This window comes from Alteromonas lipotrueae, assembly GCF_019249255.1.
Lineage (GTDB): Bacteria > Pseudomonadota > Gammaproteobacteria > Enterobacterales > Alteromonadaceae > Alteromonas > Alteromonas lipotrueae.
Genome location: NZ_JAESDJ010000016.1, coordinates 33,980 through 57,984 on the forward strand (window position 1 = coordinate 33,980; position 24,005 = coordinate 57,984).

19 protein-coding genes and 1 pseudogene are annotated in these 24,005 nt (G+C 43.1%); 10 read left to right on the top strand and 10 right to left on the bottom strand.

From position 1 onward, the window contains the following. Window positions 1-53 precede the first annotated feature (53 nt). Complete coding sequence (locus KYS23_RS17415; protein WP_218419588.1) at window positions 54-1,742, top strand: isovaleryl-CoA dehydrogenase; 1,689 nt, start codon at window positions 54-56, stop codon at window positions 1,740-1,742. On the opposite strand, the gene KYS23_RS17420 is transcribed toward KYS23_RS17415, so the two are convergent. From KYS23_RS17420 to KYS23_RS17430, 3 genes are all read right to left on the bottom strand, one after another. Further along, the gene (locus KYS23_RS17420; protein ID WP_232370659.1) at window positions 1,739-2,290 is read right to left on the bottom strand and encodes a DsrE family protein; all 552 of its coding nucleotides are present in this window, start codon (window positions 2,288-2,290) and stop codon (window positions 1,739-1,741) included. The two genes, KYS23_RS17415 and KYS23_RS17420, sit on opposite strands and share 4 nt — an antisense overlap. An 80-nt stretch (window positions 2,291-2,370) precedes the next feature. Next, window positions 2,371-3,642, bottom strand: a complete 1,272-nt coding sequence (locus KYS23_RS17425; protein ID WP_218419589.1) for a dipeptidase — start codon at window positions 3,640-3,642, stop codon at window positions 2,371-2,373. A 1-nt stretch (window position 3,643) separates the two neighbouring features. Next, window positions 3,644-5,986, bottom strand: coding sequence for a TonB-dependent receptor (locus KYS23_RS17430; RefSeq protein ID WP_218419591.1), 2,343 nt, complete (start codon window positions 5,984-5,986; stop codon window positions 3,644-3,646). A 463-nt stretch (window positions 5,987-6,449) separates the two neighbouring features. Here KYS23_RS17430 and KYS23_RS17435 point away from each other — a divergent pair, with 463 nt between their 5' ends. Then, window positions 6,450-7,061 (top strand): hypothetical protein, encoded by a 612-nt coding sequence (locus tag KYS23_RS17435; protein ID WP_218419593.1) that lies wholly within the window; start codon window positions 6,450-6,452, stop codon window positions 7,059-7,061. 116 nt (window positions 7,062-7,177) lie between these two features. Here the strand turns inward: KYS23_RS17435 and KYS23_RS17440 are convergent, their stop codons facing one another. Then, window positions 7,178-8,179: a dienelactone hydrolase family protein gene (locus KYS23_RS17440; RefSeq protein WP_246604477.1), complete on the bottom strand. Its 1,002-nt coding sequence runs from the start codon at window positions 8,177-8,179 to the stop codon at window positions 7,178-7,180. A gap of 288 nt (window positions 8,180-8,467) precedes the next feature. Here KYS23_RS17440 and KYS23_RS17445 point away from each other — a divergent pair, with 288 nt between their 5' ends. Continuing rightward, window positions 8,468-9,115, top strand: coding sequence for a peroxiredoxin-like family protein (locus tag KYS23_RS17445; RefSeq protein WP_218419594.1), 648 nt, complete (start codon window positions 8,468-8,470; stop codon window positions 9,113-9,115). A gap of 204 nt (window positions 9,116-9,319) precedes the next feature. On the opposite strand, the gene KYS23_RS17450 is transcribed toward KYS23_RS17445, so the two are convergent. The 3 genes from KYS23_RS17450 to KYS23_RS17460 form a co-directional block, all read right to left on the bottom strand. Then, the gene (locus KYS23_RS17450) at window positions 9,320-9,664 is read right to left on the bottom strand and encodes a DUF3718 domain-containing protein (protein ID WP_159532397.1); all 345 of its coding nucleotides are present in this window, start codon (window positions 9,662-9,664) and stop codon (window positions 9,320-9,322) included. Window positions 9,665-9,909: 245 nt separating this feature from the next. Continuing rightward, on the bottom strand, window positions 9,910-11,118 hold the full coding sequence (gene zapE / locus KYS23_RS17455; protein ID WP_218419595.1) for a cell division protein ZapE: 1,209 nt from the start codon (window positions 11,116-11,118) through the stop codon (window positions 9,910-9,912). 117 nt (window positions 11,119-11,235) lie between these two features. After that, a complete protein-coding gene (locus tag KYS23_RS17460) occupies window positions 11,236-11,847 on the bottom strand; it encodes a YehS family protein (protein WP_218395920.1) in 612 nt (203 codons plus the stop codon). Between the two features lie 202 nt (window positions 11,848-12,049). On the opposite strand from KYS23_RS17460, the gene KYS23_RS17465 reads away from it, so the two are divergent. From KYS23_RS17465 to KYS23_RS17475, 3 genes are all read left to right on the top strand, one after another. Continuing rightward, the gene (locus KYS23_RS17465) at window positions 12,050-12,619 is read left to right on the top strand and encodes a DUF4136 domain-containing protein (RefSeq protein WP_159532403.1); all 570 of its coding nucleotides are present in this window, start codon (window positions 12,050-12,052) and stop codon (window positions 12,617-12,619) included. A gap of 108 nt (window positions 12,620-12,727) precedes the next feature. Continuing rightward, window positions 12,728-13,291, top strand: coding sequence for a YceB family lipoprotein (locus tag KYS23_RS17470; protein ID WP_159532405.1), 564 nt, complete (start codon window positions 12,728-12,730; stop codon window positions 13,289-13,291). A 115-nt stretch (window positions 13,292-13,406) separates the two neighbouring features. Next, window positions 13,407-13,994 (top strand): hypothetical protein, encoded by a 588-nt coding sequence (locus tag KYS23_RS17475; RefSeq protein ID WP_159534647.1) that lies wholly within the window; start codon window positions 13,407-13,409, stop codon window positions 13,992-13,994. A gap of 32 nt (window positions 13,995-14,026) precedes the next feature. Here the strand turns inward: KYS23_RS17475 and gloA are convergent, their stop codons facing one another. Continuing rightward, window positions 14,027-14,575 (bottom strand): lactoylglutathione lyase, encoded by a 549-nt coding sequence (gene gloA / locus KYS23_RS17480; protein ID WP_159532407.1) that lies wholly within the window; start codon window positions 14,573-14,575, stop codon window positions 14,027-14,029. Window positions 14,576-14,853: 278 nt separating this feature from the next. Here gloA and KYS23_RS17485 point away from each other — a divergent pair, with 278 nt between their 5' ends. Next, window positions 14,854-17,112: a tetratricopeptide repeat-containing diguanylate cyclase gene (locus tag KYS23_RS17485; RefSeq protein WP_246604479.1), complete on the top strand. Its 2,259-nt coding sequence runs from the start codon at window positions 14,854-14,856 to the stop codon at window positions 17,110-17,112. A 5-nt stretch (window positions 17,113-17,117) separates the two neighbouring features. Here KYS23_RS17485 and KYS23_RS17490 read toward each other — a convergent pair whose 3' ends face one another. Beyond that, window positions 17,118-17,774: an NAD(P)H-dependent oxidoreductase gene (locus tag KYS23_RS17490; protein WP_159532411.1), complete on the bottom strand. Its 657-nt coding sequence runs from the start codon at window positions 17,772-17,774 to the stop codon at window positions 17,118-17,120. Between the two features lie 221 nt (window positions 17,775-17,995). Between KYS23_RS17490 and KYS23_RS17495 the strand changes: the two genes are divergently transcribed. From KYS23_RS17495 to KYS23_RS17505, 3 genes and pseudogenes are all read left to right on the top strand, one after another. Further along, window positions 17,996-19,969, top strand: coding sequence for a class I adenylate cyclase (locus KYS23_RS17495; protein ID WP_159532413.1), 1,974 nt, complete (start codon window positions 17,996-17,998; stop codon window positions 19,967-19,969). A gap of 291 nt (window positions 19,970-20,260) precedes the next feature. Further along, window positions 20,261-20,764, top strand: a pseudogene (locus KYS23_RS17500) (cupin domain-containing protein); the annotation flags it as partial. Between the two features lie 136 nt (window positions 20,765-20,900). Beyond that, window positions 20,901-21,473 (top strand): acyl-CoA thioesterase, encoded by a 573-nt coding sequence (locus KYS23_RS17505; RefSeq protein WP_159532417.1) that lies wholly within the window; start codon window positions 20,901-20,903, stop codon window positions 21,471-21,473. A 72-nt stretch (window positions 21,474-21,545) separates the two neighbouring features. On the opposite strand, the gene KYS23_RS17510 is transcribed toward KYS23_RS17505, so the two are convergent. After that, window positions 21,546-23,906 carry a peptidase U32 family protein gene (locus KYS23_RS17510; protein ID WP_159532419.1) on the bottom strand — a complete coding sequence of 787 codons (2,361 nt, stop codon included), beginning with the start codon at window positions 23,904-23,906 and terminating at the stop codon, window positions 21,546-21,548. Window positions 23,907-24,005: the final 99 nt, after the last annotated feature.

Sequence of the window (24,005 nt, forward strand, 5' to 3'; positions counted from 1 at the left end):
ACACAAAAAGATGAAAAGAGTAATGTTCAATAAAATTTCAAGGCGAGTTTACTATGTCTGCACCTACGTTGTTCAATACCCATGTTGTTGAGAATCAACCACACCCTTTGCCCGCGTATAACTTGTGGCAGAATGACACCCTGCTTAAGCACGCTGTAATGGCTAATGTAACGTCGCCAAACACTAACCTAAACCATCAACCATACGATGAAATAGAAACTCAGCTAAGTGCCTTTGGGCAAGTCGCAGGTTTTCGACTAATGGAGCACGGCGAACTTGCCAATAAAAATAGACCCGAGTTTCATCCTTTCGACCGTTATGGTCGCAGAATTGATGATGTGGCGTTTCATCCAAGCTACCACGCGCTTATGAACGCGGCCATGCAGGGTAACGTACACAATTATTCGTGGCAGCATGAAGGTCAGCAAGGCGCGCATGTCGTAAGAGCGGCGTTAATTTTCATGCACTCTCAGGCCGATGCCGGCACAACCTGCCCCCTAACTATGACCCATGCTGCTATTCCTGCTCTACGGCAGGCTAAAGGCTTACCAGATTATTGGGTAAATAAGGTCGTGCATGGCCACTACGATGAGCGCACCTTACCAGCAGAGCACAAGAATGGACTGTCTATCGGTATGGGGATGACCGAAAAACAAGGGGGCTCCGATGTTCGTCGCAACACGACCACTGCCACAAAGCAACAAGATGGCAGCTACCGCATTGTGGGGCACAAGTTCTTCTTTTCTGCCCCTATGTGTGATGGGCACCTAATACTAGCGCAAACTGACGCCGGCCTAGGGTGCTTTTTATTACCTAGAGTTATGCCTAATGGCACCTTAAACGAAGTACGTATACAACGTTTGAAAGACAAACTGGGGGACTGGAGCAATGCCTCATCAGAAGTTGAGTTTCAGGGAGCTACTGCTTACTTAATAGGTGATGAAGGTCGTGGTGTGCGCGTAATCATAGACATGGTGTCGCTTACTCGCCTCGATTGTATGATTGGCTCTTCGGCCTCTATGAGGCAAGCGTTAGTGCAAGCCTATCATCATGTTAGTCACCGAGAAGCTTTTGGTGCAACACTTATTGACCAGCCGTTAATGCAAAATGTCATCGCCGACCTTACGCTTGAATGTGCCGCATCACTGGCACTTACCATGCGGGTGGCCCGCGCCGTTGATGCAAGTAAAACCAATCCGAAAGAAGCCGCACTGGCACGTATCGCTACGGCGATTGGTAAATACTGGATATGTAAGCGCACGCCTGCATTTATTAACGAAGCCCAGGAATGCTTGGGGGGAGTTGGTTATGTGGAAGAAAATATTTTGCCTAGGTTATATCGCCAAGCCCCGCTTAATTCAATTTGGGAAGGTAGTGGTAATGTACAATGCTTAGATGTGCTTCGCGCCTTGCACAAAGAGCCAGAATCTAAAGCGGCGCTTTTTAATTTATTGCATAGTGCAAAAGGGAAAAATGCTTTCTACGACACGCACTTTCAACGTCTTTTAGATTCATTCGAGGATGTTACCAACCTAGAAATTCGCAGCCGATTAATTACAGAGCAAACCGCCCTTGCCATGCAAGCCGCCTTGTTAATAAATGGTACCGATAGCGTAATGGCGAACACTTTTTGTGAAGCAAGGTTAGGCAATCAGCAAGGTTTAGCTTATGGAACGCTACCTGCTAACACGCCTTTTCTAGATATTATTAAAAAAGGAGTGCTCAGCTGTGCTAAAGATTAAAACGGGTTGGTACTGAAACCCTGTTCACTCAAGCGGGCATGGGCTGTCATTGCAGATAAGTCCATTTCAACGCCCTCTATTAACATCTCACTTTGCACATCATTAGCTGCCGAAGATTGGCCGCACACAATTACTCGCACGCCTTTATCCATAAGTTCACGCAATAAACTTAAATTACCGTTGTCTTCACCTTTTCGCTTTTGATAAGCCGCGTTATTAATAACATCTAGGGTAGCTGATCCGTGCACCACTAACGCTAGTTGAACATTTTCAAGCTTAGCGCCGTTGGCGACATGCATATTAATAAAACGAGCAAGTGAATCAAATTTGCGGTTTACCTTGCCCGCATCTGCTCCTTTAGCCACGTCGAAGGCGACTTTAAATTGTTGCTGAGGCGACACACTCACGCCTGGCACAGGCGCATGCTTGCCATAGTTATCAAATACGGGGCCTGCTGCAAAATCATCACTGCCCGCATGGGCAAACAAAGGAGTGGATAAAGCTGATACAACGGCGACTGTTGACGCTAAAAGGGGTAACGATTTCATGCAAACTCCAAGCTGTTATTTAAAGATAAAAAAACGCCCTACTCACCAAATGAATAGGGCACGTTTTCAATTCAGTGTAACTATTTGCTCGCTGATTTCAAACTGGCAGCATAGTCTTGGGCTTGTTGAAGTAGCCGTAACGCATTACCACTCCAAATATCTGCTAGGTCTTCTTCGGTATAGCCCTCTTCCAACAATCGTTGTGTAATCATGGGTAAATTAACCACATCCATCATGTCGTCTACACCGCCGCCGCCATCCCAGTCAGCGCCAATACCTACGTGCTTGGGGCCTACTACCTCTAACGCATGTAAAAAGTGTTTCATGTACACATCAAACGACGCTTTAACCGCGGGGTGCTCATGCTCTATTTCCCTGCGTTTTTCTAATAAACTTTCATGGTCAACACCTTGTTTAACCATTGCCATTAACCCCTTATAAGCTTCTTTACGCTTAGGATTTTCAGGCAATGCAGTAAGGTAGTCGCTGTAAGCATTCATTTGAATGACACCGCCCGACTCAGCAAGCTGTTTGAGCAAGTCGTCGTCAATGTTTCGGGGATGATCGTAAATCGCTTTCACACCAGTGTGAGACAAAATAATCGGTGTTTTGGACAATTTAATCATGTCTTTCACCGTTTCATCATGGGCATGTGAGCCGTCCAGCACAATCCCTAATCTATTTGCCTCACTCACAAAGGTTTCACCTAACGGCGAGAGCCCACCCCACTTTACCCCTTCGGGATCGGTAGAGCTATCACCAAGCTGATTGTTTTTGAAATGTACCGGCCCCGCCATGCGTAGCCCAAACTTAAAAAATGTTTCAAGTAGGCTCATATCCGTCCCGAGGGGATAGGAATTTTCCATACTCATATAGACAATATATTTGCCGGCTTTTTTGATCTCACTAGCGTCATCGGGCTCTAGTGCTAATGCAAAGGTTTCGGGATGTTCGGTAACCATGGTGCGAACAGCAAGCGCCCGTAGTAAAGCGGTATCACGGCTTTGTTGATAACCTTCTGTCGTTAGCGGCCCTTGCGGGGTGTAGAGCACCCAAAAGCCACCGTCTAACGCTCCTTCTTGCATACGCGGTACATCAACTTGCGAAAAGTCGTGGCCATAGGTATGCCGTTCCATAATATCAAACCCGGGCCTAACCAAATGCGCGGGCGTATCTAGGTGGGTGTCCAAGGTCACTAGTTTACGCTGAATAGCTTCAGCCTCTTCTAGAGATACGGTATCAGCTGCCTGTGTTACAGAACTCGCCATCGTGGTTCCAAGACCTAAGGCTACCACTACCCCAATCATTGTTTTGTTTAACTGATTCAGTTTTTTATTTGTTTTAGTTGTCATGTTAGAAAGCTACCGTTAATGATGCTTGCACGTTACGAGGGCTTAAAGGGCGATAGAAAGCCGATCCTACAAACGCAAACGACAACACTTCTTTATCGAAAAGGTTATCTACGTTTAACCGTAAGCTCACATTTTCAGGCATACCGAAGGGGTTCACACCGCCTAAATCCACATAGGCACTTACCGTGGTGTAGCTATCCATTTCATAGGTTTCGGCGTAATCGGTATAACGACTGCTGGTATATTTTGCCGATACATTCGCTACTAGCCATTCTGTTGGCTCGTAGGTAATGCCACCTGTCATCACCCAGTCTGGGCTATCAGCCAAGGCGCTGCCTTCAGGATTACTACCAAAGCCATCTACTAAGCTGGCATTTTTGTACGAGATATTGGCATTCATGTATAACTGTTTTTTGAATACGTCAGGCTGATAAACACCTGATAATTCAAAGCCGTAGGCTTCTGAAGCACCGCCATTAATATAGAAGCTCTCTGGCTGCCCGGTGGCGGGGTTTAATACGTTACTGGCAAACAAACGATTATCAAAGCGGGTATAGAATAGCGCTAATGCCGCGTTAAAGTTTTCTTTGTTGGTACGGTAGCCTAATTCAATATTATCGGCTTCTTCACCTTCGGGAGTATCGGGTTCAAAGCTAACCGCATTGTCATAAATGTCATCTGTACCATTAGGTAGCGCGTAGTTTTTCGAGTAAGACGCAAAAACTTGGTCGGTGTCATTTAGGGTATATACCGCACCTATTGAAGGTAAGAAATGGTTGCTAAATTTGCCGCCCACAGACTGAGGGCCGTAACCTGCTTCACCATCAATTTCGTAATCATCGTAATCACGATACCCGTCTAGTGAATAATCCACACTTAATGACTTTATACCCAATTCAAGTTTTAAGTTATCGTCCATTAAGCTAATGGTATCTTTCACGTACAACTGCGTAGTTTCACGTACCGAGGTGTAATCTCGACGATAATATGCCACCTCATCCCAAATCACGTCACCATCAGCACTACCGCCCGTTTTATTTAAACGCTGTTGCGTACGATGGTAAGTGTCTTTTTCTTGCCAGCCACCAAATTGAATATCATGGGCATCGAGTGTTAAGCTAAAATCAGCAACAAAGCCTTTTCTATCACCCCCTACAGACGATAAGCCATATTGCACGCCACGTGGATGCACTACATCTAGCCCTGCTGCAGCCTGATCTTCATAAATACTTAAGGTGTTACTATAAGAATCGGGAGAAACACCATAACCATCTTTATCTTCAAAATAATAAGTACCGGTAAATAACAAGTTATCTAACAAGTAGGTTTCAAGCTGAGCAGAATAAAGCTTATCGTCACGAACGTTTACGCGGTCTTCGTAGTAACTTGTACAATTACTACCGGTAAACACAGGGGTAAAATCGTTTTCATCCGCAACACCATCTTGGTTGAAATCGTAAACACCCGTTAATGGGGCAATACATCCTTCAGGAATGGCGTCTAGGTAGCTGTAATAATAGTTATCATCAAAAGTCGCTTCGGTACCGGAGGGTGAGTCGTAGTCAAAAAAGTCATTCGCCACATAGCTAACGGTAAATGTAGTCTCGTCACTAAAGGCATAAATTGCTTTACCCTCAATGTGCTCTCTGTCGATAGTACCTGGCCCGCGCCATAAATCGCTATCGGTTTTCGAACGGCTCACATAAGCCTTGAAACCATTAATATCTCCGGTCTCCAATTTAACGAAAGAGCGATTTAAATCATCATCGCCAATGGTGTATGACATCATGCCACCGGCTTCGTCAGACGGGTCTACCGAATAGTAAGAGGCTATAGGCCCTAGGGTAGAATAACTTGGTGCGGAAACATCGCCTGCACCTGGAGATGCCACTACAGACGCTAAGTTCTCGTTATCGACATATCTAAAAATAGGGCTACCGCCGAAGGCATCTGAACGCCCCATGGGCACGCCGTTTAATACAAACCCCATTTGGCTTAAGTTGAATGCACGCACATTCACAGAGTTTCCAAACTCATATAACCCTAATGCACCGTCCGTTTGCACATTAAAACCAGGTAAACTCTCTAACATTTTGAGCCCAGATATACCGCCTGGGGCCGACAATAACGCTTCCCGTGTGACGGCTAGGGTATTGGTCACTTCACCAGTACCAATTGCCACCTCGGTAGTAGAGATACGACGACCTACAACTTGAATCTTTTCTTCTTCAGCTTCAGCACTGGCGATTTCACTTTCTTGTGCATACGCAGGGCTGACGGCAAACAATGCCGCAATAGAGACACTTAACAATGTGGGACGGAACGGTTTATTTGTTTTTATCATGAGTGTGTTTCCTGCTATGACTGTAACTACTTACCAACTCGGAGGAAAACCAAGTGGGAGCTCAATCAACACATCACAATAAACATACCAATCACGTTAGACTTAAGTATAGATACAGGCGTTATTTAAATCAGGCGAGCAGTCACCTAGCCTAAGCAACTCATCTGATGAGTTCATTCTCAATCGTTTTGGAAGATAACCATTCACATTAACCACCTTTACGCTTTGGCAATGCACCAAGAGATCGCCGCTGGTAATGAAAGGTGCACCACAACAGTGAATTAGTTGCCTTAAAAAATTAAAACACTCTTTAATTTTCAATAACTAAGACATAAATTCTGTAGTGGTAAACACGCTATTTTTGAAAGACATTATAAGTGTAAAAACTGCGCTTAGCTTGCTAATTGCCTTTGCAATTTTTATATTGCTTAAACAATGGCAGTAACCAACTAAATTAAAATTCATGGAACCGAATTACGCCCTTTACTCCCACACTGAGTTACTAGAAGCATTAGAAACTATTGACCGTCACGCATACCCCGAGCGAGTCGATAGCATAAAAGCTAGATTAGCTACACTAACTCAGAACAGCACTAGCGCATCTATTCGTGGAGACTACAAAGATATTAGCCTCATACTATTTTTATTTAGTTCGGTAATTGGTGCGGTATGCGCCTGGATGCTATTTAAAGAAAGCGAAGATGATTTTAGGCATATAGTTGGCGCTTTATTGCTACCCGCTTCCCCTTTTTTATATTGGTATTACAAGAAAAAGTGGAAAATTCACGCTCAGGATCACTTCATATTAAATGAAGATGGCGTGCTTTATTGCTTAAAAGGGCAAGATGTCAGATTAGTATGGGTGGATATTACGTCCATCGAGTACTCCCGAACCAGATATCATACCAGCGTATCTTTTGATTCAAATAACAGAGAAAAACGTATCTATATTGATATACAAAAATTCCAGTGTAGTCGGACAATGATAGAAAACTTCATTAGACAAAAAGCCATCGAACACGATGTGCCGTATCATAAAAGCACAATATGGAGGGGAAAAAGGCAAATTGTATAAGCAATACCCCCACTCCCAAAAACCTTGCTAAAAGCGCTTTATGTTGAAGACCTTGCATTCTTAATGAGTTATTAGCTTAAGCATTAGACGTTGACAACCCCTTTGAAGTACGTAACTTACGCCAACTTAGCGTTAAAAAATGCAATGGTTCTAGACCATGCAAGCTCAGCATTGTCTTTGTCAAACCGCCCCGTAGAGTCATTATGAAAACCATGATTCGCATTCTTGTACATGTGCATTTCGTAAGAGACATCATACGCTTTCAAATCTTCTTCGTATTCTGGCCAAGTGGCATTTACTCGCGCATCTAATTCACCAAGTTGAATAAGTAATGGTGCCTTTATATTTTTGCGTAATTCTTTGGCTGCTGGGGTGCCGTAAAAAGGCACACCTGCATCGATAAGGTCGCTATCAATGGCCGCTAGGTAATTCACCATATAACCACCAAAGCAAAAACCTACAGCGCCCAGTTTTCCACTAGATAATTCATGCGCTTTAATAAATTCAGCGGCGGCCACAAAATCATGTTCTATTTTCAAGCGGTCGAGGGTTCGCTGCATAGCGCGGCCTTCATCATCGTTGCCAGGGTAGCCTCCTATTGGAAACAAGGCATCGGGAGCAAACGCAATAAACCCTGCCTTCGCCAGTCTTCTGGCCACATCTTTAACGTAAGGGTTTAGCCCTCGGTTTTCGTGTATTACCAATACCACCGGCGCTTTCTTTTGTGTGGTTTCGTTTTGTGTTAATGCATTCGGTACGACTAAATACCCTTTACCTTCTCCGTGCCCTTTGGGTGAAGCGAAAGTTTCGTAGGTCGCGGTTATATCAGGATCATTAAAGGATATTTGTTCAGCCAGCGCATAATTAGGCAGTAATGCCGAGGTTAAGAAAGACATGGAATAACCGAGGGCGACCAACCCTGTGAGCTTGGTCATGAATGTACGTCTGTCCATGCCGCCGTGGGCATAAGCGTCGTACCAGTCGAAAGCTTCTTGTGGAATGGCTGTGCTTTCCAGCTGAGGGCTGTTTTCCCGCTGAGGGCTGTTTTCCCGCTGAGGGCTGTTTTCCCACTGATGGCTATTTTCCCGCTGATGGCTATTTTCCCGCTGATGGCTCATAACAACCCTTAAATAAAAAATGACAAGTCTGGTTTAGTTAATAACTATTATGGTGTGCTTGTCCAGGTAATCTCTGATGACTAATCTCTTTTCAGGCTGATCTTTGTCTAAACTAATCCCGCCACGAACTAATAAGTACAATGAGCAAATTTTTGTGTTGTCCCCCCTCTATAGAAGGGATTATCGTAAAAGTAGTGCAAAGCAGTTTTATAAAGAACTCGAAGGCGTTACCGTCATTCCCTAATCAATTCACCAGATACACAACATGTATCTCACCACGAGGCTTATATGGCAACGCTAAAAGAACTAACCCAGGCTAAGGTTGAAGCTGGCCGTAAAGGCAACCCAGACTTCATGAAAGGGGTAGACGCAGAAATAGCAAAAGCTAAATCGTTTCAGCAAGGCAGTGATGCATTGGCAATTGGTGATAAAGCACCTGAGTTCACGCTGCCAGATGCAAAATCGAATACGGTTTCACTCACTTTTCTATTAAACCAAGGGCCTGTTGTCGTAACTTTTTATCGCGGGAGTTGGTGCCCCTATTGTAATTTACAGCTTAGAGCCCTTCAGTCTCGATTAGCCGATATTAAACAACTCGGCCCAACGCTTGTCGCTATAAGCCCGCAGGTGCCCGATGATTCGCTCAGCGAAGATGAAATTAGCAAGATGGATTTTATCGTATTGTCAGATCAAAGTGCTAAAGTTGCAGCGCAATTCGGGGTAGCATGGGAAGTGCCCGAGTTTCTAATTGAGCACATGAAAAACGATAGGCAACTCGACCTAGAAACCATCAACAAGGGTAATGGCAATATTCTCCCCATTCCAGCAACCTTTGTGCTCAATCAAAAAGGCCACGTAACCTGGCGTTATGTGGATGTCGATTATCGAACCCGTTCAGAGCCTCAAGATATTGTTGATGCGCTCAAAAATTTATAAGCTTATTTGCGAAAGCGCTTATAAGTACTTTTACAAGCATTCTTGCGAGCTTTTTTACCTGCCGCCTAGAAAGTCAGATAGTAGGCCTTGGTAGGTATGTTAAAACAGCAAAAAGGTGGCCATGGCCACCTTTTTTAAATTATGTGCTGAGCAACAACAATGTAAATGTAAAACTACATACTCAGGCTTCATTTTACCAAATTATTACTTTTTTGTATTCGCTACAGCCAAATCGATAATTTCAACGTTGGTATTAAATTTACCGTTAGTTAGTACGTTATTCATTTTATCTGGGTCTTCTGCATAATCTTGCACAAAGGCTAAGATGTTTTGATCATTACAAGTTACGTTTTCAGCAATATAGCGCTTGCTCAAACCAGAGTCTTTAATCGATTTGTGCAGTTGAATTTTGCTGCCTTGTGCTGCAACAACACATAATTTAGAAGTAACCGAATCGTCTGCTGCAAATAATGAATCTGCCGCGCTCGCCATACCGATAGTAGATAAAGAAAGCGTAATTGTAGCCAGTGTTTTAGTGAAAGTGTTCATTGTTGTCATCCTTTAGGTTAAGTCAAAGTTAATTTTGCAACCTAAATGCCAACATTTTTAATTCATTTAAATCAAAAGCTTAAATCAAAATCACGTAAATGTCAGATTTTAACCATTCTCATTAACACTATTGAATCGTCATTTTCACTAAATTTTAGTCCTTTGTAAAATTGCATGATCGTGTGTCAATAATTGCTCCCTTCCTAACCAACTAAAACAGTAATTTAGCTAATTTGTGTACATCATCAGCCCGACACTAATTGTAAATACTCTTCTGATGCCATCTCTATCAATCGGCTTCTAGCCCGCTCAAATTCAAACATAAGCGCGCCACTAGTATAAATCTCATTTTGAGGCACGTAAGAGGTCATTATCAAGTTAGTTTTACTGTCGTAACATTCATCTACCAATGCAATAAACCGGCGTAATGCATCATCCATGGGTGCTAAAACCACCTCACGCTCTCCGGTTTCAGCAGAGGCGATGTTAATATTCGACCCATTATCCTCTGTGCCCCGTGCCTTAATGCGCTCGTACGCTTGCCCGCTCATGGGCGGTACATTGAACAATAATATTGTTTTGTACAGCTTGGCCAATTCTACATAATCAAAGTGGCTTCGCGGCCCTTCACACAATGCCGAAAAATTGAAACAGGCAGCCTTATGACTCATCTCTGAATTACGTGCATCAAATTCACGTTGGGCGACGATTTCAATAGTTCGTCCCAGCACTGTTATGCTTGAAGTCGCACTATTAAGTGTTAAGCCAAACTGACTAAGAAGGGTTTGATGCAATGTTGCTTGATCTTGTAACGACTCGGGTAGTTCGAAATAACGTTGAATGTAATTAAGTGCACGCTTTCTATGGTCTTGTTCGCCATTCAGGTGCAGCACATTTAAATGCGTTTCAATTGCAGCGATTGCCGGTAAAAAGCGTTCCCGCTGCAATCCATTTCGATAAAGCTCGTTCGGCGCACAGTTGCTGGTACACACCACTACCATATTCAGTGCAAACATGTATTGCAGTAAATTGCCTAACAACATTGCATCGCCAATATCAGACACAAAGAACTCATCAAAACACAGCACTTTGTACTGCTTACTTAGTTGCCTCGCAATATGGCGCAGCGGCTCTGCCTTTCCGGACAGTTCAGTTAGCCGTTTATGAACGTCCTGCATAAAATGATGAAAGTGCTGTCGTTTGCAAAACGTGCTAGGTAAGCTCGCGTCTAACAAGTCCATCAGAAAGGTTTTGCCCCGCCCTACTTTGCCCCACAAATAAATGCCTTTACTGTGTGGATGCGGGCTTTTATAAAAAGCGTCACCGTGAGCACTCTGAAATGAACGATACAGCTGCTGAAGCAATGCAATGGCGTGTTGTTGGGATGGGTCTTTGTGAATTTTTCCCGAATCGACTAATGCTTGATATTTGGTAAGCGGGGAGGATGGTAGCATGCAGATTTATACGGTTTATTGCCAAAGAAGATAGCGCTACGCGTATGTTTGAATCTTCAAACTTTTGCACTTTAGATACAGTGCAAAGCGTAACGCCCGATAGTTATCAGCTCACGATTATGAGGTTTTGCCCCACACAGAACTTGGCTTAGTCGCCTTATTTCTGGCCTGCTCTTTCACTTGCCCTTTGACTTTTTGGGCCTGCATATCCGCTTTTACATTCTGGCGAACTTGCTCTTTGGTATGTGCTGTTTTTTTCGCATCAGGGCGATACTTCTTCACCATGCCCTGTAATAAGTTACGCACAACTTGATCGCCAGCCACTTTATAGTTTCTGTGATCGGGTTTTCTGAAAAAAGCAGACAGTTCGTTTTTGCTTAATCTGAAATCAGCCATTTGAAGCGCGTTAATCATGTCTTCGTCTTTGTAGCTCATAGCAATACGGATTTTTCGAAGCACTTCGTTGTTACTCAAACGCTCACCGGCTTTTAAAATAACAGGCTCAACACCTTCTTGCTTGCCACGTCTTTTAACGATTAAGCCGTCTAAGAACAAAGAGATGATTTTGTCTCTGCAAGGTAAATACCCTTCTTCCCCTTCTTTTTTCATAATTGAATGAAGGTAATCTACATCCATGTCGTAGTCTACTAACTTGAAAATACCAATAGCGGCGGTATCGTTAATTGCCAAAGCAAAACGTAGGCGTCGTAGAACATCATTGTGGATCATGGTTTTTAGTCTTAATCTAGAAGTGGCTCATTTATTATGGCGTAGTTTATCGCAATGGCTAATAGACCGCGAATTAAAACCACGGGTTTGCGTGAATTGATGGGGCTTAATGTTCAATTTGCGTTATTTGCAGTACTAAATCGATCCTAATTGGTTGTTTTCATCTTTAAACCATTACAGCAGTCCTTTATTCGGCGTACCTATGACACTAACAAATAAAAGTAAACATACAGCAAGAAAGCCTTTTTACGTGCTTTTTGCCTTTTTGGCGTTAAGCTTCTTAGCTGGCTGTGCCAGCAAAGGCCCGCAAATTAACATTGATGAAAGCCAAAATTTTGCCGAAATTAATACGTTTTTTGTTCGACCACCACTGAATAGCTTAAACCCTGAAATAGAGAGCCAACTTACATCGGCGATTAGCAGAGCACTTATCGCAAAGGGGCTCAAGCCCTCACCAGAAGAAGGTGCAGATGTGCTGGTAGGTTTCCTTCCTTCAACCGCCAGTGAAGAAAATGACACGCGGTTAAACCTTGGGTTAGGTACGGGTGTATTTGGCCGTTCTGGTGGCATCTCTCTTGGCAGTATATTCAGCGTGCCCATTGGTGAGCGCGTAACGCAATATCAAAACCTGCAAATCGATGTGGTAAGAGGCGATACGTTTATTTACAGTGCGGTGGGAAGTGTAGAAGTAGAATCTACCGATTCAGTCACTATCCAAAATAAACTTGGCGAGTTAGTGACCAGTTTACTTGAAGCCTTTCCAGCAAAATAAAAGTCACTTATGTTAGGCACATGACATAATGAGAATGGTTAGCTTGCTTGTTATAGAACACTCTCTTGTTTTCATCGTAGGCTATAAACTCTATACAGAAGGTTTTTTATGAAAGTTATACTCTTTGCTATCACACTTTTCCTCACCGGATGTGCAAGCACTAATGGCATAGCGGTTTTCTCTTTTTCAAATGCTGAAGTCCAGTCATTGCTTAATAAACAACTACCGAATTTAACTGAAAACGTAAACTTAATGGGCTTACCCGTGAAGCTTAATGTGAACGACGTTAGTGTAGACATCGGCCCTGATAGCCGCGATGTTATATCCCTTGGCTTAGACACAGGTGCAGAAATTAATGCTTTCGCGTTTAAATACCCTGTACGTTTAACCTTTAAGATTGAAGGTAGCCCCTACTATGATAGTGAGCAAAAAGCGGTGTTTCTCCGCAACCTTAACTTACTCGACTCAAGCGTAGAAGCAGGAGGCTATAAGGGAAACCTAAAGCCATTAAACAACGAAGTGATGAACTTACTCAACGCTTTTCTGGCCGTTAACCCTGTTTATAAATTAGATATGAAGAACCCTAAAGTGGCACTATTGAGTAAAGTACCGCTCGACATGAACGTGGTTGAAGGTGCCGTTCAATTAGTACCAAGAAACTGGAATAACTAGGCCATAATAAAAATAATAATTAAGGTAACGCATGAAAATTAGCTTAAAACTGCTTCAAATAGCACCCCGAATAGTCGCGCTGGGCACCGTAGCGCTAATAATGACGCCAATACTAATGCCCGCGACGGCTTTTAGCACAGAAGAGATGGCAGCAGACCCTATCATTCAGCCCGCCCCTTTAGTGTCTATTGCCAGCCACGATAGCTTTTTTGAGAGTATACGCGCGCTATGCGGGAAAGCGTTTGCAGGTAAAATAACAGTTGATAATCAGCCCACCAGCAGCATGGCTGATAAACCTTTGGTTATGCATGTCAGGCGCTGTAAAGACGACGTGTTACATATTCCCTTTCACGTGGGAGAAGATGCATCTCGAACGTGGATCATTACAAAAACTGGCTCCGGTTTGTCGCTCAAACATGATCATCGCCATGAAGATGGTAGCTATTCGGAGTCAACCATGTACGGCGGTCATACGCTTGATGCTGGCTGGCCACAGGTTCAATCTTTCCCCGCTGACGCCTACTCTAAAGCTTTATTTGCTAAAAGTGGCATCCCCCAATCAAGCTCCAATATTTGGCAAATGTTTATTTACCCGGAAACCTTTACCTACCGATTGATTAGAGAAGGCAGAGAATTCCGGGTTGATTTTGATTTAACCCAACCTATACCCGTACCTGCAGCACCATGGGGCTACGCTAAATAGTATTGATAACCATGAGAAAGGGTCGCCTTGCATTACTTGATTAAGTGCGGGGCGCATACCTTGGCCGTTTGCTTAGCATCGAATATTTCAATCCAGTAATCATCTGGATCTTTAATAAATGCAATGCCTTTCATCGAACCGTCATTAGGTCGTTTTTGGAAAGGGACATCTAGCGCTTCAAATCTGTCGCATGCAGCTTCCAAATTCGGTACGTGAAAGCCAATATGACCAAAGCCTTTTGGCTCACTATTCCCATTATGATAATGAGCCGTGTCTGCGGTATCACCCCAATTGTGAGTGAGTTCTAACATCGCAGGACGACCAAAGGTTTGGGCGGTGCGCTCACTGTCGTCTTTGCTAATATCAGAAAAATCATCACCCGCCGCTAAGAAATAAAGACTAAATTTCATTTCTTCAAAATCAAGACGTTTTAACAATGTCATGCCCATCACTCGCGTGTAAAAATCAAGTGAACGTGCGGGGTCGGCAATACGTAACATGGTCTGGTTGAAAACAAAACCTTCTGTCGCTTTATCCTTGTCTTCACACAATCCTTCGGCGTTATCAAAATGTCGGCTCATTGAAATAGTATCCTTAATTAAGTGACTTCGTCAGTGTTTCAAATGGGGGCAATCAAAGCAATAAGCAACAATGAAAGCAGTAATAGATGCTTTATTGTACAACGACTTAGACTATTTGACCTTTGATAGCACCACATTCACTCTGTTAGTACAAAGCGTGAGCATTTATACTTTATTTACTCTATTGTCGTAACCCGAACTCATAGTAAATGCGTTTTTTTGCTTTTATCCTGTTACTGAATGTTTTTACTTCTGCCTATTCGCAGCAGGTTAGCCCCTTGCCTTCCCGGGAGGAAGCTTCAATTCAGCGCGCTGAGACGCTACTTTCACAGGCACAATTAGCACAAGATTCCTCACTAAAGCGCAGTATTGAACGGGCTAATCAAGCCTTGAAAATATCGAAAGAAATAGATGATATTAGCACGACTGCACAGGCGCATTTTCTACTTGGAAAATTAACAAGGCAAGCCCGTCAAAACAAAAGTTCACGACACCACTTTTTAACCGCGTCGGCTATATTCGAAAGACTCAGCGACACGGAAAATTACATCTTGTCGTATGCGGGTTATATCAATGCATTGGTGAAAGATAAGCAACTTAACCAAGCCGATGAAGCGATTTCGATACTGGTTCCACTGGCTTTTCAATACGGTGAAGACTTTCCTATTGCCTCAACGTTAATCGCCAAGGGTGATTATCATTTCGCACTGTCCCAGCACTCTATCGCGGTCGTACAATATTTGATGGCCATTGAATATCTCACCGCCCCCGAAAGCGACATTAAAAACCGAAAGGCAAGAACCCTCGTCAGAATTGCTGAGGCCTACAAGCGATTAGAGAACCGGGAAGAAACCGCTGAGTATTATGAAAAAGCACTAGCTATATATACCGACTTAAATGAAATAAAGTCTATGGCGCGTACCTTTAATACACTGGCTGAAGCACAACGATATCTCGGTAATTTAGTACTTGCGCTAGACTACGCATTACAAAGTTTAGCCCTTCACGGCCAAATAGATGATGCTGAAGGCCGCGCTAAAGCGTTGATGGGAGCAGGGATTATTTACCGCCACATAGGCCGCTATGAACAGTCCTTAAAACATGTGCATCAAGCTCATAAGTATTATAAGAAGGTCAATAATGCAACGGGCATAGCTAAAACGTCGAATCAGATAGGTCATATATATTTTAGGCTGCAACAATTCGACCAAGCTCGTTCGTTTTACATGCTGTCAATTAGTTTGCCGGAGGAAAAGGTTGAGCCTAAAACCCTTGCTACCGCGCTAAGAGAAAGCGCGATTATCGATTGGAACAAGGGTAACTATGCTTCGGCAACATTGTTAGCGAAAAAAGCGGATGATATCTACCGAGACAGTAATGACAAGGCAAAACAATCAAAAACTCAGCGAATATTGGCGAACATCAAACGAGACGAAAATAACGTTTCCAGCGCGCTCAATTACTATAGAGAATCACTGGCTTTAGCCACAGAAATCGAAAGTGATGTTTATCAAATTAAAACTCTCATTCCATTAGCAGCTATGCTTATTGATACTAACATGGAGGAGGCCGTAAGGCTGCTTAAAAGCGCCCTGACATTAGCACGTGAAAATGGCCACAAAGCCTATACGTTAGAAAGTTATCGTTACTTAAGACTAGCAGAGAAAACTAAAGGTAATTTAGCGGTATCCTTACAATATGCTGAACAAGAAATCGCCTTAAGCAAAGTTATTCAAGAAGACATTAACAATAACGAACTCGCGCTTGAGAAAGCCAAGCTACACTCCTTAAGACTGGAAATAGAATTAGAAACTCTGCGAGAAAAAAACAAACTCGACAAACTCGAACTGGCCAGAAAGAACAATGAAATTGAGATAGCCCAGCAAGCCACCACCATTTCAGAATTGGAACTAACTAAAAACAGATATGCCAGTGTCGCTTTGGCACTGTTATTAGCTGTCTGCTTAATACTGATACTGCTTATTTATCGTCGCTTTATTGTGTCGAAACAGCGCAACCAAGAACTTGGCTATTTAGCCACACGAGACCCATTAACAAACTGTTTTAATCGCCGTGTTTTGTTTGATTTGATGAAGCGGGATTTTGCAAGAAATCCACAGTCTGAAGACTATTGTGTGATTATGATAGACATCGACTATTTCAAATCTATCAATGATAGTTACGGGCACACCGTGGGTGATTCAGTGCTTCGTGGCGTTGCCAATACCTTGCAGAGCTGCGTCCGTCAAAACGATGTAGTAGCGAGGTTTGGTGGGGAGGAGTTCTGCATTGTATTGCCAGATACCTCCTCTCACCAAGCCATGCGTATAGCTGAAAACATGCGAGAAACCATTCAAGTTTGTCGCTTTGATGATATCGCGATTACCTGTAGCTTGGGCGTAACCTCTATTCGCTTTAATGCGACAACGCCTTCTGAACTTATCGATCAAGCCGATCTCGCGTTATTTAAGTCGAAATCGTTGGGTCGTAATCAGGTAACCTTATGGAGCGACGCTCTTGCTAGAGTGCAAGACTAACGTATTTATACAACGGTGATCACATCTTCCATTGGCAAACGTGCCTTCGGTAAACCGTGGTTCCAATCTTGTTCTTCGTCTGCATAGCCAAGTGCTAGCGCCACTTCACAAATGTGTCCGTCTAATTCTTCGCTAAACAATTCACCAATCAAGTCAGCGTCCACGCCTTCCATCGGCGTTGAGGCAATACCAAGACGGGCTAATGTGTGAAGCAAGTTTCCAAATGCTAGATAAACCTGTGCTTTTGTCCATGCGCCGTTGTAGCCGTTCTCGTCAGTATTAGCTTCTGCAAAAGCGTAAGCCCCCATAAATGAGTCACGCATTGCTTCTGGCAAGTGACCAGACGCCACTTCAGCATCAACACGCTTAACAAACTTTTCTTTGGTAAACTTAGGATCGTAAGCGAATAAGATCGTGTGCGATGCTTCTTTTGCATGCAATTGGTTGAACTGGTGCTTATTCGCAAAAGTGTCGTGTAGACGCTGTTTTGCGCTGTCACTTTCAACCACGACAAACTTCCAAGGCTGAGAATTTATAGAAGAAGCTGATAACCTTAATGCTTCCAATATAGTGGTTAAGTCCTCTGAAGAAATACGTTTGCTACTGTCGTACTTTTTAACGGTATAACGCTGGTTTAAATCACTGATAATTTGATTAGACATAACTAATTCCTAATATTTAATGCGAATACTTTAGATGCTGCGAAGTTTAACGAGTTATACTAAAGACGATAAGCCCAGTAATGGTTGAATGAGTTTAAACAAATTTTTGATAATGGAAGCGCAGGCTAAACGTCTACTTTTCACTGCCATAATAGAAATAGGAGGCAGACAATGGAAAATCGCGCTATTTTTGAAATAACTATCGATACAAAAGAGCAGTAATGACAGAGCAACAGTCTCTATCAATTAAAAAGAATCTAACAATACGCCTGTTACGTGTACTTAGGTACAACAAGGCTAGGGTAGAACGTGCACTTATGCTTATGCCTGCTGAGCACAAGCCGTTGTTCCATGTTCTGCCGTTTTTACTGCACGTAAATCATCCTGAGCTTCCAGGTTATATTGAAGGTGAAGATATTCCCTTTGGTATCCATAACTACTCATTCCGAGACGTTGTTGAAAATGCACTCTTGCAGTGCTTCCCTGATAAGCGTGATTTACTCTCTGATATCAAGCCTCTGTGGCCCCGTCAGCGGGCAATTGAAGCCTTAGTCCTTATGGGAAGCATTGGTACCATTGCACAAACAGACTCGTCTGATTTCGACTATTGGGTGTGTGTCGATGGCAAACAACTCTCAGAAGCATCGCTTAATAAACTACAAGAAAAATTAACTGCCATTGAAAGTTGGGCGGACAGCAAATTCGGTATAGAAGTGCACTTTTTCCTATCTGAAATTGACAATGTGCGACGCAACGACTTTGGCATTGCCGATGGGGAAAGCGCTGGCTCTGCTCAAGCCCTGTTTCTTAAAGCTGAGTTTTACACCACTAATATTGTAGTGGCTGGAAAGGCACCTTTTTGGTGGTTAACCCCTGAAAAAACTAATGATCAGCAATATGCAGCATTAAAAAACCACCTAGAAGACGGTGGCTCTCCAGATTTAAGCTGGTTTATGGATCTTGGAAACCTCGAAAGACTCGACGCCAGCGAATTGTTTGGTGCCGCAATATGGCAGTTAAGCAAAGCCATGGACTCGCCATTTAAGTCGGTACTCAAAATAGCAAAGTTAGAAGTTTATCTTGCTCATATTGAGCACGGCCAGCCCTTGTGTAGCTTGCTTAAAAAGCATGTTCACCGTGGTGCCGAAGCACCTGGACACGTCGCGGTAATAGACCCTTATGCACTGATGTTCGACCAACTTATTGAGCATTATGAAAAAGAGGGGCAGCCTGAAGACATGTTGTTGCTTCAGCAGTGTCTATACCTCAAATGCAATTGCAAGCTCAGCCAACCACCGCAACGTGGCGAAACCTCTACGTTTAAACGCAAGATTATAGCGGCCTATGCTAAAAAGTGGGGATGGACAAAACAAGACCTTTATCATTTGGATAATCAGCACGAATGGACATTTCACGAGCGGGTTCAATTAAGCCGACGAATTCATCGATTTCTTTTGAAATGCTATCGACGTATTTCAAGTCAGCTTGGGGCTGAACAACAAACCATGAGTAAAAAAGACATGACCGTGCTAGGTCGTCGTCTCAGTACATTTTATGGCAAAAAGCCTAATAAAATCGAGTTTCTACGCCGCGCATTTGATGAAAACCTCTACTGTGAAACGGTAACCGTTTCATTAAAGCAAAATAAATCGGGGCAAGATGTATGGACTGTCTATGCCACAGACTCACTCAGTAAATCGGGAAAAATAGCGCAAAGTCAGAAAATAACGCAAACATACTCAGCAGTTGAATCAATTGTATGGTGCGTTGCAAATCGTATTATCGACGCAAAAACCACCATCTATCTTGATTACAATACCGGTGAAGTGAGCGAGCTGGATTTGAATGACTTATTGAAACATATCTGCCGCTACTTTCCGCCGATTAAAGTCTCTTCTCTACAAAGGGATTATCTGCTCACCGCCGCCCGCGTAACAACTTGCCTAGCTATTGTGAATTTCAACACGCTCAGGCAAAAAGCGAGCGTTGAAGAAATCTCGGTGTTGTATACCACATCTTGGGGCGAAACCTTTTTGCTCCACGGGAGAGATGTGCTGGATACACTGTGGTTTGAGCTTCAAGAAACTGATCCTGCTCCGCCCTGCTACGTCATGGTGCCCCGTGGAAATCAACAATCTCGTATTCAAGGTGAATTTTTAGAATCAACAGGTGTGAATTTTTCACTTATTCACTAAACACAGCTTCTCTTTTCTAGCCTAACTATTCCGTGCTTTTCTTTTTCGCAAGGCCGACACTGTGCCCACACTCGCCATAACATGTGGTTAATTCTCTGGGGCGCAAAAAAACTAATAATCTTTTGTTTATCTAGGTATGCTAGAAAGTAAATCTACGTATTAAATATTGGCGCTATTATGCTAAAAATTAAAGGCTCCCTTCTTTCCTTTGCTATGTTAGTAACCTTACTGTGTACCCTGCTAAGTGCCTGTACTAACGTTACTACCGCTACTCAATCTGCAAAGTCATTCGATAAAAAGCTCACCGCCGAACAACTCATTGAGTCACTTGATTTAACCGGTCACGTTGAAGGGGGCTTTTTTCGCCAAACGTTCAAAGCAGATCACAGGCCGCTAATAAGTACAGAAAATGGCGATAGAGTAAATATGACCTCTATTTATTACCTGCTAAGTGCCAAATCCCCTATCGGGCATTTTCATATGAACCGTTCTGACATCATGCATTACTTCCATATGGGCGACCCCATCACGTATTATCTAATTAACCAAGATGGCAGCCTTGAAACTCATATATTAGGGCCCGACCCTACGCAAGGTCATAAGATGCAAATGGTGGTAAAAGGCGGTACATGGAAGGCATCAAAAATACTGACTACAGGCCCGTATGGCTACGGCCTAATAGGAGAAGCGGTAGCCCCAGGTTTCGAATATATTGATATGAAGTTGGGCGAACGAGCCGAGCTAGTTCACCAATTCCCTCAGCACAGTGGAATCATTACATCATTAACGCGATAAAAGAAGTCGCTCGCATTGCTCAAAGATAAAAACTAAGCGCACTTATGTTAAAAACACTTGTATCCTTTGGCACTTGTACCTTAAAAAAGCTATCTACCCTACAACTACATCGACTATAACAATATAAAGGTTAACTATGAGCCCACGTACTGTCGCATTTTCAAGAACACGCTTAACTGAACTAATGGTTCCTTCTTTTGCCAACTTTGGCGGAAAAGTCCATGGCGGTATTATCTTGTCTTTAATGGATAAAGTTGCCTACGCCTGTGCCAGTAAACATGCCGGCGCCTATTGCGTAACGGTTACGGTTGATGGCGTTGAGTTTTTACAGCCTGTGGAAGTGGGCGAGCTATTATCGCTAGACGCTACTGTGCATTATGTCGGAAACACTTCATTGGTGGTGGGTATTAAAGTCACGTCTGAGAACATCAAGACCAATAAAGTGAAGCATACCAATAACAGCTTTTTCACTATGGTCGCTAAAGACGACAACGGTGTGCCAGTAAAAGTGCCCGAGCTTGAACTCAGTAACCCTCACGAAATGCGCCATTTTGTCACGACGATTAAGCGTAACAAAGTGAAACGTGAAGCTCAGGCAAGAATACAAAAAGAGCACGATGACTTTATCCCAAAAGCAGATTTTGTATTGCTTGATAACCAACGCTGCACCATTACTTTCGATAAAGATGCCTCTTATACCCAAGAGTAGAATGCAAAAAAGCCCTTGGTGTTATTCAACAACCAAGGGCTTTTATTGATGCTTACACTTGTGTGCGTTAGCTTATAAACCAGCGTGGTACTGGCTTACCGTTGAAGCTGGCACCATATTATTTAGTGTGCCTTCTACGTGTTTATCACCGGCTAATAGCTGTTCGAATTGGCGAATTAGCGCTACCTTGTCGGGTGATACTTTACCTCCCGCGCCAATGTTGGTTAAGTCGATCATGAAGCCATCGAACAAGTCAGACAAATCGTTCATCACTTCCATATTTAAAAACTGATCTTCGTTGTAAATACTCGGATATCCGGCCTTTTGTTTATCGATGGCGAACGACATGCCTTTCACATTGGTAATGCTGGTTGATTTGTCGCACGAAAGCATACACCCGTTATCGATACGCGGTTTCTCGCAACCCACACTTTGTTGGAAGAAGCACTGCCTGCTGGTCATCAATAATATAGGATGATAAATACTGTAAAACAGTTTGAAGTTTTGAGGCCGTGCAATATTCTTCATTTGCATTCGATTAAGCTCGTTTGAAATAAACGCACCGTAACAATCGAAGTCTTCTTTCATCGCCATTAAAGCATACGAGTTGGTGGTATTTAAGAACGGCCCTGCAATCCACTTTATGCCTAATTCATTTGCCTTATAAGCAATACCGGTATTATTGGTTACAATTAATGGCGGCATGACTTGTTCAAGTATATTCACTGCCACATCGTAATCTTTGCCAATCAGCACCGCGGGGAACCACGGAATTAAACGCGGGTTATCTTTTAAGAAACCCACATACTTAGTGCAATTGCGCTTATAGGCATCTGGCAACTTAAAGTAAATGTCAGCATCCGTTTCATCGACTAACTGCACGTCTGCTTCATCACAAATTAACAACGAAAGCGCTGGCTGCTTATCGGCTTCGCTTTTGGGGTAACTTGTCAGCTTTGGTAATACCACTTCAGGAATTAGCGACTGTTCACCATTAAGCTGTTTCATGGCTTCATTTTTAAGCGCAGTAACATCGCGAAACGGCAAACTAAGGCCCTTACCTAGTTGTGTAACATCAAGATCGGCAATGCAGTATTCGCCGGTGCCTAAATTCCTAAAACGCTTCTCTAACAAGACTTCGTCTAGTGCATTTTTCTCGCTTTTCGATAACACGCCTTCAGAACGTAATATAATAGTTTTAGGGGCGATTGAATTGATGTTGTCTTTAACAGAGCCATCTTCAGTTATAGACGACTGACCCGCGGCTAAGCCATGTGTTTTAATAGTTAGGGTTAAACAACTTCCCTCTTCACCTGAAAAAGCCAGCGTAGTAGGTATTTTATCAATAGATAAATACTGAATTTTCTCTCTTACTAAGTCGTGTAGTTCGTTCTTTTCTTGATAAAGGGTTTGCTTCACTTCTTGTATCTGCACCACTGAAATACGGTTGACGTCTTTCGCAGACGCATCGCTTACGCTTTCTGTTTGTGCCGCTTTTTCGATAGCATGGTTTTTTGAGTTATCTCGTGGGTTATCAATAAACATCGATTGGTTCAAATCGCCACGTAAAAACGCGTTAGAAAAATCTCGGTTGAAAACCTTATAAAGGCGTTCGCCGTCTTCTAACAATTCGCCAGTTTCTAAAAAGCCATCTATCTGCTTTCTAAAACTGTCGATGACCGTATGAACGTAACTTGCGCCTTTTATCCGTCCTTCTACTTTAAACGAATACACGCCAGCTTCTATCAATGCCGGCAGGTCGAAAAAGGCTGAGTTATCTTTAATATTTAGCGGAAAGTTATGCCCAGATTCGGTGGTTTCATATTCTTCTCGACACGCCTGACTGCAGCGCCCTCGGTTACCCGAGTTCCCCGCACTCGCAGAAGTTGAATAACATAACCCTGAGAACGCCACACATAACGACCCATGCACGAACACTTCGGTTAGCACGTCGTGTTCACGGCTCACTTTAGTAATGGCAGTAATTTCTCGCAGGTTTAATTCTCTAGACAAATTAACCCGCGATGCCCCTAGCTTTTTAAGGAATGGGATTTGACCGATGTTGTGCGTGGTCATCTGGGTAGAGGCATGGATATCCAACGTAGGAAAATGCTTTTTGATAAGATTGAACATGCCAATATCTTGTACAATGACACCATCAAGCGTGGTATTAACCAGTTTGCTTAATAGCTTTGCAAGGGTGGGAAATTCTTTTTCAAGAATAACGATATTCAACGTTAAAAAGATTTCGCAGTCGTATTGGTGCGCCAAGCGAATAACGCCCACCAGCGCATCAAATGAAATATTAGACGCACGATTTCGTGCGTTAAAATTGTCTAACCCACAGTACACCGCATTGGCTCCCGCGATAATGGCGGCTTTAATCGCATCAACATCGCCACCTGGGGCTAATAATTCAATTTTCGGATTCATGTGAGTACTGTTCATGTAGATGCTATATTGTGGGAAATTTTATGCCGAGGATTTTACCTGCATATTTGCTCAATGAATATCATAACGGCAGATTAATCG

What these genes read in the sequence shown, in the direction of transcription:
- KYS23_RS17425 (WP_218419589.1), bottom strand. Translation starts at nt 3,642, where the DNA reads ATGACAACTAAAACAAATAAAAAACTGAATCAGTTAAACAAAACAATG.
- KYS23_RS17460 (WP_218395920.1), bottom strand. Translation starts at nt 11,847, where the DNA reads ATGATCCACAATGATGTTCTACGACGCCTACGTTTTGCTTTGGCAATT.
- KYS23_RS17495 (WP_159532413.1), top strand. Translation starts at nt 17,996, where the DNA reads ATGACAGAGCAACAGTCTCTATCAATTAAAAAGAATCTAACAATACGC.
- KYS23_RS17435 (WP_218419593.1), top strand. Translation starts at nt 6,450, where the DNA reads ATGGAACCGAATTACGCCCTTTACTCCCACACTGAGTTACTAGAAGCA.
- KYS23_RS17505 (WP_159532417.1), top strand. Translation starts at nt 20,901, where the DNA reads ATGAGCCCACGTACTGTCGCATTTTCAAGAACACGCTTAACTGAACTA.
- KYS23_RS17510 (WP_159532419.1), bottom strand. Translation starts at nt 23,906, where the DNA reads ATGAATCCGAAAATTGAATTATTAGCCCCAGGTGGCGATGTTGATGCG.
- KYS23_RS17470 (WP_159532405.1), top strand. Translation starts at nt 12,728, where the DNA reads ATGAAAGTTATACTCTTTGCTATCACACTTTTCCTCACCGGATGTGCA.
- KYS23_RS17440 (WP_246604477.1), bottom strand. Translation starts at nt 8,179, where the DNA reads ATGAGCCATCAGCGGGAAAATAGCCATCAGCGGGAAAATAGCCATCAG.
- KYS23_RS17415 (WP_218419588.1), top strand. Translation starts at nt 54, where the DNA reads ATGTCTGCACCTACGTTGTTCAATACCCATGTTGTTGAGAATCAACCA.
- gloA (WP_159532407.1), bottom strand. Translation starts at nt 14,575, where the DNA reads ATGAGCCGACATTTTGATAACGCCGAAGGATTGTGTGAAGACAAGGAT.
- KYS23_RS17490 (WP_159532411.1), bottom strand. Translation starts at nt 17,774, where the DNA reads ATGTCTAATCAAATTATCAGTGATTTAAACCAGCGTTATACCGTTAAA.
- KYS23_RS17475 (WP_159534647.1), top strand. Translation starts at nt 13,407, where the DNA reads ATGCCCGCGACGGCTTTTAGCACAGAAGAGATGGCAGCAGACCCTATC.
- KYS23_RS17445 (WP_218419594.1), top strand. Translation starts at nt 8,468, where the DNA reads ATGGCAACGCTAAAAGAACTAACCCAGGCTAAGGTTGAAGCTGGCCGT.
- KYS23_RS17420 (WP_232370659.1), bottom strand. Translation starts at nt 2,290, where the DNA reads ATGAAATCGTTACCCCTTTTAGCGTCAACAGTCGCCGTTGTATCAGCT.
- KYS23_RS17430 (WP_218419591.1), bottom strand. Translation starts at nt 5,986, where the DNA reads ATGATAAAAACAAATAAACCGTTCCGTCCCACATTGTTAAGTGTCTCT.
- zapE (WP_218419595.1), bottom strand. Translation starts at nt 11,118, where the DNA reads ATGCTACCATCCTCCCCGCTTACCAAATATCAAGCATTAGTCGATTCG.
- KYS23_RS17465 (WP_159532403.1), top strand. Translation starts at nt 12,050, where the DNA reads ATGACACTAACAAATAAAAGTAAACATACAGCAAGAAAGCCTTTTTAC.
- KYS23_RS17450 (WP_159532397.1), bottom strand. Translation starts at nt 9,664, where the DNA reads ATGAACACTTTCACTAAAACACTGGCTACAATTACGCTTTCTTTATCT.